12 protein-coding genes are annotated in these 12,139 nt (G+C 34.9%); 7 read left to right on the top strand and 5 right to left on the bottom strand.

Annotation, left to right across the window (positions count from 1 at the left end; all coding sequences use genetic code 11):
• Positions 1–236 precede the first annotated feature (236 nt).
• From recA to ACGK9U_RS02365, 4 genes are all read left to right on the top strand, one after another.
• Entirely contained in the window at positions 237–1,250 is a 1,014-nt protein-coding gene (gene recA / locus ACGK9U_RS02380; protein ID WP_394464761.1) for a recombinase RecA, read from the top strand.
• A 90-nt stretch (positions 1,251–1,340) separates the two neighbouring features.
• The gene (locus tag ACGK9U_RS02375; protein WP_394464760.1) at positions 1,341–1,754 is read left to right on the top strand and encodes a hypothetical protein; all 414 of its coding nucleotides are present in this window, start codon (positions 1,341–1,343) and stop codon (positions 1,752–1,754) included.
• A gap of 27 nt (positions 1,755–1,781) precedes the next feature.
• Positions 1,782–2,324 (top strand): RNA polymerase sigma factor, encoded by a 543-nt coding sequence (locus ACGK9U_RS02370; RefSeq protein ID WP_394464759.1) that lies wholly within the window; start codon positions 1,782–1,784, stop codon positions 2,322–2,324.
• Complete coding sequence (locus ACGK9U_RS02365; RefSeq protein WP_394464758.1) at positions 2,325–3,803, top strand: hypothetical protein; 1,479 nt, start codon at positions 2,325–2,327, stop codon at positions 3,801–3,803. It abuts the gene before it with no gap.
• A gap of 88 nt (positions 3,804–3,891) precedes the next feature.
• On the opposite strand, the gene ACGK9U_RS02360 is transcribed toward ACGK9U_RS02365, so the two are convergent.
• Complete coding sequence (locus ACGK9U_RS02360; protein WP_394464757.1) at positions 3,892–4,629, bottom strand: lysophospholipid acyltransferase family protein; 738 nt, start codon at positions 4,627–4,629, stop codon at positions 3,892–3,894.
• Positions 4,630–4,879: 250 nt separating this feature from the next.
• Between ACGK9U_RS02360 and trpS the strand changes: the two genes are divergently transcribed.
• Entirely contained in the window at positions 4,880–5,848 is a 969-nt protein-coding gene (gene trpS, locus ACGK9U_RS02355) for a tryptophan--tRNA ligase (RefSeq protein ID WP_394464756.1), read from the top strand.
• Between the two features lie 92 nt (positions 5,849–5,940).
• Here the strand turns inward: trpS and dprA are convergent, their stop codons facing one another.
• Positions 5,941–7,044: a DNA-processing protein DprA gene (dprA, locus tag ACGK9U_RS02350; protein WP_394464755.1), complete on the bottom strand. Its 1,104-nt coding sequence runs from the start codon at positions 7,042–7,044 to the stop codon at positions 5,941–5,943.
• Between the two features lie 104 nt (positions 7,045–7,148).
• Here dprA and ACGK9U_RS02345 point away from each other — a divergent pair, with 104 nt between their 5' ends.
• Both ACGK9U_RS02345 and ACGK9U_RS02340 read left to right on the top strand, forming a co-directional pair.
• Positions 7,149–8,096: an SPOR domain-containing protein gene (locus ACGK9U_RS02345; protein WP_394464754.1), complete on the top strand. Its 948-nt coding sequence runs from the start codon at positions 7,149–7,151 to the stop codon at positions 8,094–8,096.
• Positions 8,097–8,165: 69 nt separating this feature from the next.
• The gene (locus ACGK9U_RS02340) at positions 8,166–8,675 is read left to right on the top strand and encodes an acyl-CoA thioesterase (protein WP_394464753.1); all 510 of its coding nucleotides are present in this window, start codon (positions 8,166–8,168) and stop codon (positions 8,673–8,675) included.
• A gap of 93 nt (positions 8,676–8,768) precedes the next feature.
• On the opposite strand, the gene ACGK9U_RS02335 is transcribed toward ACGK9U_RS02340, so the two are convergent.
• From ACGK9U_RS02335 to ACGK9U_RS02325, 3 genes are read right to left on the bottom strand one after another with little or no spacing between them, the layout of a single operon-like run.
• The gene (locus tag ACGK9U_RS02335; protein ID WP_394464752.1) at positions 8,769–9,959 is read right to left on the bottom strand and encodes a murein hydrolase activator EnvC family protein; all 1,191 of its coding nucleotides are present in this window, start codon (positions 9,957–9,959) and stop codon (positions 8,769–8,771) included.
• 50 nt (positions 9,960–10,009) lie between these two features.
• Positions 10,010–10,777 carry a DUF4292 domain-containing protein gene (locus tag ACGK9U_RS02330; RefSeq protein ID WP_394464751.1) on the bottom strand — a complete coding sequence of 256 codons (768 nt, stop codon included), beginning with the start codon at positions 10,775–10,777 and terminating at the stop codon, positions 10,010–10,012.
• The gene (locus ACGK9U_RS02325) at positions 10,777–12,138 is read right to left on the bottom strand and encodes a tetratricopeptide repeat protein (RefSeq protein ID WP_394464750.1); all 1,362 of its coding nucleotides are present in this window, start codon (positions 12,136–12,138) and stop codon (positions 10,777–10,779) included. The genes ACGK9U_RS02330 and ACGK9U_RS02325 overlap by 1 nt, the downstream gene beginning before the upstream one ends.
• Position 12,139 lies beyond the last annotated feature (1 nt).

Genomic DNA, 12,139 nt, shown 5'->3' with positions numbered 1-12,139 from the left:
TTAAAAAAACTAGCACAATATTCACAAAAAAAGCACCTATCTATAAAACAGGTGCTTCCTAAGAATAATTTGAGTTAGTCTGCGTTTAAAGCATTCTTAATATTTGTTTCATAGCAATATCTTCCCAACTATTTAATAGTAGATGCAAAATGTTCATAAAGGTTGCGTTATAAAATTGTAAGATGACGAAACTTATAGTATTTTAGCATCCATTACTCCAGAAAATAAAAATAAAAATGAGCAGCGAAAAAGAAGCTAAATTAAAAGCACTAAAACTTACATTAGATAAATTAGACAAGGCCTACGGAAAAGGTACTGTAATGAAAATGAGCGACCAAGCGGTTGTGGATGTTGATGCTATTTCATCGGGGTCTCTTGGTTTGGATATTGCCTTAGGCGTTGGCGGATATCCACGCGGACGTGTCATTGAAATTTACGGACCGGAATCTTCAGGAAAAACAACCCTTACTTTACATGCTATTGCTGAAGCGCAAAAAGCTGGTGGTATTGCCGCTTTTATTGATGCTGAACATGCTTTTGATAGATTTTATGCTGAAAAATTAGGTGTAGATTTAGAAAACCTAATTATCTCGCAACCAGATAACGGTGAACAGGCTTTAGAAATTGCCGACAATTTAATCCGCTCGGGTGCTATTGATATTGTAGTAATAGATTCTGTAGCTGCGTTAACACCAAAAAGTGAAATTGAAGGTGAAATGGGCGATTCTAAAATGGGTTTACATGCGCGTTTAATGTCGCAAGCCCTTAGAAAGCTTACCGCTTCAATAAGTAAAACAAACTGTACCGTAATATTCATTAACCAATTGCGTGAAAAAATTGGGGTGATGTTCGGTAACCCAGAAACTACTACAGGTGGTAACGCTTTAAAGTTTTACGCATCGGTTCGTTTGGACATCCGTCGTTCTACGCAAATTAAAGAAACCGACGGTAATGTTACAGGTAACAAAACCCGTGTAAAAGTGGTTAAAAACAAAGTGGCGCCACCATTTAAAACGGCTGAATTCGATATTATGTACGGAGAAGGCATCAGTAAAGTTGGTGAAGTTTTAGATATTGCCGTTGAAAACGAAATCATCAAGAAAAGTGGTTCTTGGTTTAGCTACGATGAAACCAAACTTGGACAAGGTAGAGATGCTGTTAAAGCGCTCATAAAAGACAATCCGGAACTCATGGACGAACTTGAAGGCAAGGTTAGAAAAATAGCCAAAGCCGCTTCTGCTTCAGAATAATTTAAAAAAATCCCGATACACATCGGGATTTTTTTGTTTTAATACGCAACCTTTTGGTTATAAATGTATCTACATATAAAAAGAAATACAATGAAAAAGTTAATTGCCCTAAGTTTAGCTTTAGTTTTACTTGTTTCGTGTAGTATAGATAAAGACAACGACACTAACTATAGCTTTGAAATTTTACCGGTAGAAAGTGTTGATATTCCTAGCGAATTTACATTAGGAGAAACATACCCTATAACGGTTACGTATTTAAAACCCACAGCATGCCATGTTTTTAAGGAATTTTATTATTCAAAAAACTTAAATGAACGCACAGTGGCGCCTATTACTTTAGTTTATGAAAATGATAATTGCGAAACTTTGGATAATGTTTCAGAAGAAGCTACTTTTAACTTTATAGTTACAGGTAACGGTTCTTACATTTTTAAGTTTTGGCAAGGTGAGGATGACAATGGAGAAGACCAATATTTAACCATTGAAGTACCCGTAGTAGAGTAGTTTAGGTATAAATTAATACGTATTAATTTGAGTTTAGATCAACTCATAGAAAGTTGTAAAATTAATGATACTAAAGCACAAAGTGAATTGTACAAACTCTTTTCGAGTAAGTTATTCGCTGTGTGCTTAAAGTATTCACGTAGTTATGCCGAAGCCGAAGATAATTTGCAAGACGCATTTTTAACAATTTTCAAAAAAATTGATCAATATGGAAATAAAGGTTCGTTTGAGGGTTGGCTAAAGCGGGTTACTATAAATACCGTATTACAGCAATATCGAAACGAAAAGGTTTTTGAAATTGTAAACGAAAACATTATTGATGAGGTTGAAATAGATATTGATGAAGACACATTATCCATCGATTACCTTTTACGAATCATACAAGAATTGCCAGACAGGTACCGATTGGTTTTTAACCTATATGTACTAGACGGATATTCGCACAGAGACATAGCAAGTATGCTAGATATAAACATAGGTACTTCAAAATCAAATTTAGCGCGTGCTAGACAAATTTTGAAGCAAACTATTGAAGATTACAAAACAACACAAAGTTTACAATCATTATAAATGAATGATAAAAAACACATAGACCGGTTATTTCAAGAACACTTTAAAGATTTTGAAGTGGCTCCTAACGACAATGTTTGGAAAAACATTGAAGCACAACTTAACCAAGACAAGAAAAAACGCCGCATCGTACCTATATGGTGGCAGTATGCAGGTGTTGCAGCACTATTGGCACTGTTATTAACCATTGGTAGCTCGTATTTTTTTAATGAAAAAACCATCGATCCTGTAAAAGCGGTTGATACCGAGGATACCCAAACACGAAGCTATAATTTAGAAGACAACACAAAAATTGCTGTTGAAAAAGACAATGTTGCACCAAGCAATTTAGAAAATGCTTCTAAGAACGATGTTTTAACGCCTTCTAATTCTAACAAAAATGATGCATCACAAAAAACATCCATAGCTTCAAACCCATCTTCAATTAATAAAAATGATGATACTAAGCAATCTGGAAGTTCTTCTAACAAATCTTCAAATGAAAAAAACAGCTTTAAAAACCCAAATAACAATGCAGTTGCTTCAAATTCCGAAGAAAAATACAACGCTATAAATTCAGCCGTTGCTAAAAATACTGGAAACAACAACACTGAAGCACCTCAAACTAAAGACCCATTAATCAACACCGAAAAAGCTCAAGAAATAGTTAATAACACATCAAAAGACAATACTGCTGTTGCTAAAACCGAAAATAAAAATTCACTTTCTATTGAAGAAGCTTTAGACAGTAATAAAGATGTTATTAAAAAAGAAAAAAATACCAACAAGTGGCGTATTACTCCAAATGCAGCACCTGTTTATTTTAACAGTTTAGGCGAAGGTTCTTCTATAGACCCACAATTTAACAGCAACTCTAAAACTGGTGAAGTTAATATGAGTTACGGTATAATTGCCAGTTATGTTGTAAACGACAAAATACGGGTACGTTCGGGTGTCAATAAAGTAAATTTAGGTTATAACACCAACAATGTAGTTGTTTACCAATCGGTTGGTATAAGCTCTAATACACGTGCGTTACAAAATGTAAATACAACTAGCAGTAATGATGCTTCTGATAATATTTCGGTAATTAGTGGTGAAAGCATAAGTGCCAAACCCGAAGATTTTACAACGACCAATACGACTATCAATCAGGCTTTGGCTTATATTGAAGTGCCTTTGGAAATTCAATACGCACTTGTAAACAACAAATTTGGCGTTAACCTTATAGGTGGTTTTAGTTCTTTCTTTTTAAGTGATAATAAAATATATTCGGAAGCCGAAACGGGTACACGTACCTTTTTAGGTGAAGCCAGCAATATAAATAAAGTAAGCTATAGTGCTAATTTTGGTGTGGGATTGAATTATCAGGTTTCTAAAAAAATTGACTTGAATTTAGAACCTATGTTTAAATATCAAATTAACACATTTAGCAATACTTCTGGTAATTTCACACCGTTTTTTATTGGTGTTTATACTGGATTCGCTATTAAATTTTAGGTTTTTAGGTAGATCTATTAGATACTGATTTTCATTAAGCTCGAAAATCTATATCCGAAAAAGACTGCTCTCCCCAGAGTGGTCTTTTTTATTTGTTGAAAGTTTGTAATTGTTTTAAAATAATACGTCTTGCTTCTTCATTTAAAGCCTTTGTATCTTTAATTTCTAACCCTTCAGTAGTTAAAAATTTATGGATTTTAACACGCATTTTTCCAGGACCTCCACTAAAAAAGGTATATGAAAGACGTTTTTTATTATCTCCAAACGTTATGGGTACTATAGGGATTTGGTGGTTAATGGCCAACCTAAAAGCACCATCTTTAAATTCATCTAATGCAATATGTTCTTCTGGAACGCCGCCTTCAGGAAATATACAAATACTTACACCTGTTTTCAATCGCTTTTGTGCTCTTAAAAAAACGGCCTTTCTACTTTTTTCAGAACTTCTATCCACCAAAATACAGGTGCGCTTATAGAAAAACCCAAATAAAGGAATTTTAGTCAGCTCCTTTTTTCCAACAAAAACAAATGGATTTTTTATTGAAACCAACATGAGCATAATATCTGTCATCGATGTGTGGTTGGCAATAAACATATAACTTTTGCCCTTTTCGGGCGTTTGTTCGCTTTCAATTTTCCAATGAAAACCCATACCTATCAAAATTATTTTGGCCCATAAACGAGCCAACTTAAAAAAGAACGGATACCACGATTCTTTCAAAATAGAAATTAAAAGTAGGGGGAACAATATAAGTATTGGCAATGCTACAAGTATGTAGAACCAAATACGGTACAAAATCCAGAATAGATATTTAAAAAGCTTCATCGCACCCAAAAATACATAATAGTATTGAGCAATTCTATTAAAAAAATTACCTTTGCCTTAATAAGAGGCTGCCTGAAAAGTGTATAAAGTTTTATTTGTCAGGTTGAGCTTGTCGAAACCGATATTGATTATCACCAAGTTGAAATATTTCGACATGTTCAATATGACATAGAACCCCACTTTTCAGACAGCCTCTAAAAAAAACGTATAATCAATTAATTAGATTCCCATTTTCATGGGAATGAAAAAAATGGCAAGAATACTAACAGGCATACAAAGTACAGGAACACCACATTTAGGAAACATTTTAGGCGCATTAATACCTGCAATAAAAATGGCTAACAGCCCTGAAAACGAATCGTTTTTGTTTATTGCCAATTTGCACACTTTAACCCAAATTAAAGATGCCGAAACATTAAGGCAAAACACCTATTCGGTAGCAGCTACATGGTTAGCTTTTGGGTTAGATATAGAAAAAACGGTGTTTTACAGACAAAGTGATATTCCGCAAGTAACAGAGTTGTCTTGGTATTTAAGCTGTTTTTTTCCCTACCAACGTTTAACATTGGCGCATAGTTTTAAAGACAAAGCCGATAGATTGGAAGATGTAAATTCTGGATTGTTTTTCTACCCCATGCTTATGGCTGCCGATATTTTATTGTATGATGCTGAAATAATTCCGGTAGGGAAAGACCAATTACAACACATTGAAATGACTCGCGATGTGGCATCTCGTTTTCATGCAAAAATGGGTGAGGTTTTTGTATTACCTGAAGGAAAAGTGGAAGAAAACATCATGCTTATTCCAGGTACCGATGGTGAGAAAATGAGTAAAAGTAGAGACAACACCATCAATATATTTTTAGACGATAAAAAACTACGCAAGCAAGTGATGGCTATTCAAACCGATAGCACCCCACTTGAAGACCCTAAAGATTGGAGCACCTGCAACTGTTTTGCTATTTATAGTTTGCTGGCAAATGAAGACCAAATAAAAACCATGAAAGCCAATTACGAAAACGGTAATTATGGTTACGGACATGCTAAACAAGCCTTGTTTGAATTAATAGTTGAAAAATTTGCAGTACAACGCGAACGCTACAACTATTACATGAGCAATCTACAAGAAGTTGACAAAGCTTTGGCTTTAGGTGCTAAAAAAGCGAGATTGGTAGCTGATGATGTTTTAAAACGCGTTAGAGAAAAGGTTGGATACTAATTCCTGCGAAAGCAGGAATCTGATTGTTTGAATCTCGAAATAGAATTGAAATTTGTAGTTTCTTTGATGAGATTCCTGCCTGCGCAGTAATTTTAGATAACCTCAAACAACTTCCCCGGCAACGGGCGAACCACACCTTTTAATTCCATATTTAACAACACGCTAGCTATTTTAAAAATAGGCAGATTACAATTTATGGCAATAGTGTCTAATTGTTGTGTATCGTTTTCTTTTAGGTAGTTGTAAATTGTTTTTTCAGTAGCATCCAATTCAACAAATAACTGCTTTTGAATTGCGGGTTTCTTTTCTTCTTCCAGTTTCCAATTTAAAATATAAGGCACATCTAAAGCGGTAGTTAGCATGTGCGCTTTTTGGTATTTTATTAAATTGTTGCACCCCGAACTTTGTGAATCGGTGGTTCTGCCCGGAACTGCAAATACATCGCGGTTATACGAATTGGCAATATCGGCAGTTACTAAGCTTCCGCCTTTTTCAGCAGACTCTATAACAATGGTGGCTTCACTCAAACCGGCAATAACTCGGTTTCGTTTTAAAAAATTGTTTCTATCAAAAGTATCGGTGCTCCAAAAATCGGTGAAAAAACCACCATTTTTTTCTACATCTACCATGTACTTTTTGTGAACAGCTGGGTAAATTTGGTTTAACCCATGTGCTAAACACCCCACGGTTTGCAAATTGTTTTTTATAGCTGCTTTATGTGCTGTGATATCCGTACCATAAGCAAACCCTGAAACAATAACTGGATTATAAATGGCTAGTTTTTCAACTAAATCTTCACAAAAAGCGATACCACTTATAGTAATTTTTCGTGCACCAACAATGCTAATAATACGTTGCTTTTTTAAATGTATGTTTCCTGTTTGAAATAATACCAAAGGGCCATCAATACAATGTTTTAATTTTTCAGGATAATTGCTGTCTTCAAAATATAAAACCTGAATATTATTTTCTTTTATAAAAACAAGTTCCTTTTCAGCTTCTTTTAAATGATGGGGCTTAAACAAATCGCCCAAAATAACACTTCCAATACCATCAATTTTTAGTAGATTTTGCTTCTTTTCCTTTAAAACAGCTTCGGCAGATCCACAATGATTGATAAGTCGTTTAGCCGTAATATCGCCAATATTTGGCACATGTTGCAACGCTAAAGTATAAAGCAAATCATTTTCGCTCATTGTATACAATTGATTTTGAAGTTAAAGAAAAGAATTTTTTACGATGTTAATAAAAAGTTTGAAGTTAATTTTATCCAAAAGCAAAAAATTATAACTTTGTTTCTATGCAATTAGAAACCTACATAAGCGATTTACTCTATAGATATGAGTGTGTTACCATCCCTGAATTTGGGACATTTTTAACACAACGTGCATCTGCAGCAATTGATGATGCTACCAATACGTTTTATCCACCTAAAAAAACGGTGTCGTTTAACGAGCAAATTCAAAAAAACGATGGCCTGTTGGCACATTACATTGCCGATGTGGAAAAAATTCCTTTTGAGGTTGCAAACGAAAAAATTGCAAAACGTGTTAACAGTATAAAATCGTACCTAACACAGGGTGAAACCATTACTTTTAAAAATATTGGAGACATTACTTTTAACAGTGAAGGTAAAATTTTATTTGAACCGGCTTATAGCTTAAACTATTTAACCGATTCTTTTGGATTATCACAATTGGTATCGCCAACCGTTTCTAGAGAAGTTTATAAAACTGAGGTTGAAGCCATTGAAAAAGTGATTCCGCTTACCGTGACACCTGAAAAACGCAAAGCAAGACCTTATTTTAAATATGCTGCTGTGGCTTTAATAGCTTTAACAGTGGGTGGCTTGGTGTCTTCTAAATACTATGTAGAGCAAATTGAACAGCACAATCAATTAGCGCAAGAAAAAGCGTTCCAACAGCTTGATGCTAAAATTGAGCAGGCTACTTTTAACTTGAATCCGCTTCCTGCTATTACTTTAAATGTTACTAAACAATCTGGCAATTACCACGTGGTTGCTGGAGCTTTTAGGGTTGAAGATAACTGCGAATCCATTATAAGCGAATTAAAAGCGCAAGGTTTTAACGCCAGAACTATTGGTGCAAACAAATACGGTTTACATGAAGTGGTTTACGGTAGCTACGAAACTGCCGAAGAAGCTTTAATTATTTTGCGTGATGTTAGAAAAAACCAAAACGAAGACGCTTGGTTGTTGGTTAAAGATTTGGATGCAGTTACCGAGTAATTATATTTTAAATTCCCCTACTAAATCCCGAAATCATTTTACCTTTGCAGCATAATTAAATATGTTGTGATGCAAGCTAAAACACCCGAACAATCTAAAACGATTCTTACCGACATGGTTTTACCTGGTGAAACCAATCCATTAAACAACCTTTTTGGAGGTGAATTATTGGCGCGCATGGATAGAGCCGCAAGTATTTCGGCGCGTCGCCATTGCAGACATATTGTAGTAACCGCCTCGGTAAACCACGTGGCTTTTAGTAAAGCGGTTCCACTTGGAAGCGTTGTGACGGTAGAAGCAAAAGTATCTCGTGCTTTTAAAACATCTATGGAAGTGTTTATTGATGTTTGGATTGAAGACCGTGTCTCTGGTGAACGTACCAAAGCCAATGAAGGCATTTACACCTTTGTAGCGGTAGATGATACTGGAAAGCCTGTATTGGTGCCTGAAGTACTGCCAGAAACCAATTTGGAAAAACAACGTTTTGAAGCTGCTTTACGAAGAAAACAACTTAGCTTACTACTTTCTGGTAAAATGAAACCTAGTGAAGCGACTGAGTTAAAAGCTTTGTTTGAGTAGATTTTTAAAATCCAAAATAGACCGCAAATTCGCAAATTATTTTCACAAAAAGCGGTAAATTAAAAGATTTAGACTCCCTGTTTCGCAGGAATTTTACATTTTAAAAACCCAAGATGCTGGATTTTCGGTAGCTGTTCCTTTTGAAATTGAAAAACTCAAGATTGTTTCACCGTTCGAAGGATTGGTAAACACCTCGCCTATGGCTTGTTTGGTACTTACTTTATCGCCTTCTTTTACATAAACGGTTGATAGGTTTTTGTATAGGGTTAAGTAATCTCCATGACGAATCATAACAATGGGGTTTACGTTTTTCATTTTAAGTACCGAGCTTACTTCGCCATTAAAAACAGCAAATACTTTAGCGCCTTTTTCGGTGGCAATGCGCACCCCATTACTTTTAATGGTTAACGAATGGTCTATAGGATGTGGCTGTGTGCCATAACCAAGTGTTACATAGCCCTTTTCAACTGGCCAAGGCAGTTTCCCTTTGTTTGCCACAAAGTTGGCCGCTAAAACCTTTTCTTCGGGCGTTAATGCAAATCCTGATGAACTTTTTGTAGTGGTGGCTCCCGTATTTTTTTTGTTCGATTTTGCTATGGCTTCTTTAATAATACGGTCTATTTCCGCATCTATTCTATCGGCTTCTTGTTGTTTTTGCTTTATTTGGGCGGCATAAACAGAAAGATTCTTTTTAATAGCCTTCATTAAATCTTCATGCTGTTTGCGTTCGTTTTCTAAAGCTTTTTGAACTTCCCTATTCTCAGCAATCAATTTCTTCTTTGTTTCTTGCTGTTTTAACAAATCTAAATTTGCTGCTTGCAATTCGGCTGTTTTTGCCTTTATGGTTTCGCCTTGTTCCTTTTGGTGGTCGGTATATTGCTTCATATACTGCAAACGCTTGTAAGCTTGTTTAAAATCGTTAGCAGACAATAAAAACATGATTCTGCTTTGTTGATTTCGGCTTTTATAAGACTTCACCATCATAGCCGCATAATCTTCCTTTAAAACCTTTAATTCGTCCCTTAAACTTGTTATTTTTCTTTGGTTGTAGTTTATATCGCGTGTTATTAAATTGGCCTGTTGGTTGGTTACTTTAATCAAATTATCCAACACCTTAATTTTATGCTTGAAATCTTGAATTAAGGTTAATTGAGACTTTTCCTTGCTTTGGTTTTCGGCACGTAATTGAGCTATTTTCTGAATTTCTAAACGCAATTCTTGCCTACGTGCTTCCAATTCCTGTTGTTTGGCACTTTGCGAAAACACAAAAACACTACAAAACATAAAGCTTAGTAGTATCAGTTTTTTTATTGATTGGTAGTTCTGTTGTAACATTAAAGTTTTATTTCTTTAAAACCTGAGGGTATTTTATACGGAAAACTTAAATCTTCATTTAAAGTAACACTTTTAAATTCTAGATCTATCATGGTCTCCTTATTGGCTTCAACTGCAATGACTTTGATGTGTTCTGGCAATGTTTGCTTTTCCACTTCTTGGTACTTTAAATAATCTATTTGCAAGTGCCTAAACTCTTTGGGTTGCGATACTTGTTGCGATTTTATTTTAAAAAGGACTGGGTCTATCAAAAAGAAAATTTCGAACAATTCGCGTTGTTCTTTTGGTTGAAGCACATAGGATTCTTCATTTACCGAAACATTATATGAATTTGCGTTTAGTTTGAAAATAGCTTCGCCTAACAATAGATTTTGAACTTTTTGAAAATCCAATTCAGTTCCTAACAAATCACTTAAATATTTGTAATCGCCTTCAAAATAAGTATTGTCTATCTTATTATAGAAGCTTACTTTTTCGGGGGTAACCATGGCCTTAACTACCGAAAATGCAGCACTTATCCATAAAACTTCATCTTTTTTAGCCCTAAAATTAACCGAATAAGATTGTTCCTTATCATCTTGACTATAGGTTATTTTTAATTTTGCTTGAAGTGTTTTAAAATTGGGAGTGCTTTTAGCGTTCTCTTTTAAAAGCTGTTTGGTGTTCAAATCAAGATTTGCTTCGCCTCCGCCCAAGGTTTTAGACGCCTTACAATTAAATACCAAAACAACCAATAGAGATAAAACGATGTACTTAAGTTTGTTCATTAATTTGAGGTTTCTAATTGCTTTGCTTTATCACTAAACGTTTTTGCCTTGGTTGTATTGTTTAATGCGCCATAGGCTGCACTTAATTGGTTGTAAAAATCCAGTTCCATTTTCCTATCGTCAATTACATAATCCAACCCTGTTTCCAAAACATCGATCGCTTTTTTTGGTTGGTTTAATTGGTTTAACGCCACACCGTTTATTAAATAAAACAAGGGTTGTGCAGGATATTTTTGAAGCACCTCGTTACTCTTGCTCTCGGCTACATTAAACTTTTGCAAATCTATGTAAAGTAACAATACGTTGCGAAGCACATTGAAGTTTTCTGAATCTATTTTTAAAGCCGCCTCAAAATACTCTAAAGCTTTTGGTTTATTCTTTTTAGACAAGTAATATTGCCCAAGCTCTATAAGTGTTTTACTGTTGTTGCTATCGCCTACCAAAGTTGTAGCTTCTACTAAATCGGCTTCATATTGTGGGTTGCTGCCAACAAATTGAACAAAATCGGTAAGCACTTTAAGTTTTGCTTCCGGTTTTATCTCTGGGCTTTTAACCACAATTTTCATCGATTCTATGGCTTTTTCAGCATTATTATCATCTAAATAGAACTTGTATAATGCTAAATGAACAATTTGTGAATTCGGATTAACTTTTAACAACTCCTGAGCCGTTTCAAAGGCTTTTTCTTTATCGTTACTTTCGCTATAGCGGAAAATGAGTTGTAGGTAGTTCGATTCTTTATCGGGGTTCTCTTCAACACGCGCTTCCAAGTTTTTAATTTGGTCTTTTTTGCGCCCCGTAGCTTCGTAAATTTGATTTCGCATGAAATCGCGCGCCACCGATATGCCAAATTCCGCATCCAATTCATCCAAAATCTTCAAAGCATCGTTGTAGTCTTTGGTTTTTACATACAATGCTGCCAAATTTTCTTTATAATCGGGGTGAAATTTCACCAATTGTTTTACGGTTTTAATGGCTTTATCAAACTCATTTTGCTCCATGTAAAACGTATAGAGCGCGTCTAAAAACCACTCGTTTTCTGGTGCTTTGCTCACCGCTTTTTTTAAGGCATCCTCTGCAGCACCAAAATTTTTAAGCTGGTTGTAGTTTTTACCCAATTCAAAATATAAAACAGGTACCGAATTATCCAGTTCAATACATTTTAAAAGCGCATTAACCGAGCGGTCATAGTTTTCAATAGCTTTCTGCTTTAAAGCTTCGTAAAAAAGTTCCTGAAATTTATCTTCAACATCGCCTAAATCGTCGGTTGGCTTTTTATTAAAATCTACTTGGGCGTAGTTTATTTGCGGTACTATAAAAAGTCCGATTAGTAAAATGCATATGTAGATTTTTTGTTTCATA

The sequence above is a fragment of the Mariniflexile sp. HNIBRBA6329 genome (assembly GCF_043558645.1).
Taxonomy (GTDB): Bacteria; Bacteroidota; Bacteroidia; order Flavobacteriales; family Flavobacteriaceae; genus Mariniflexile.
The sequence above is the reverse complement of the archived record's forward strand: the minus strand, read 5'-3'. Positions and strand labels throughout refer to the sequence as shown.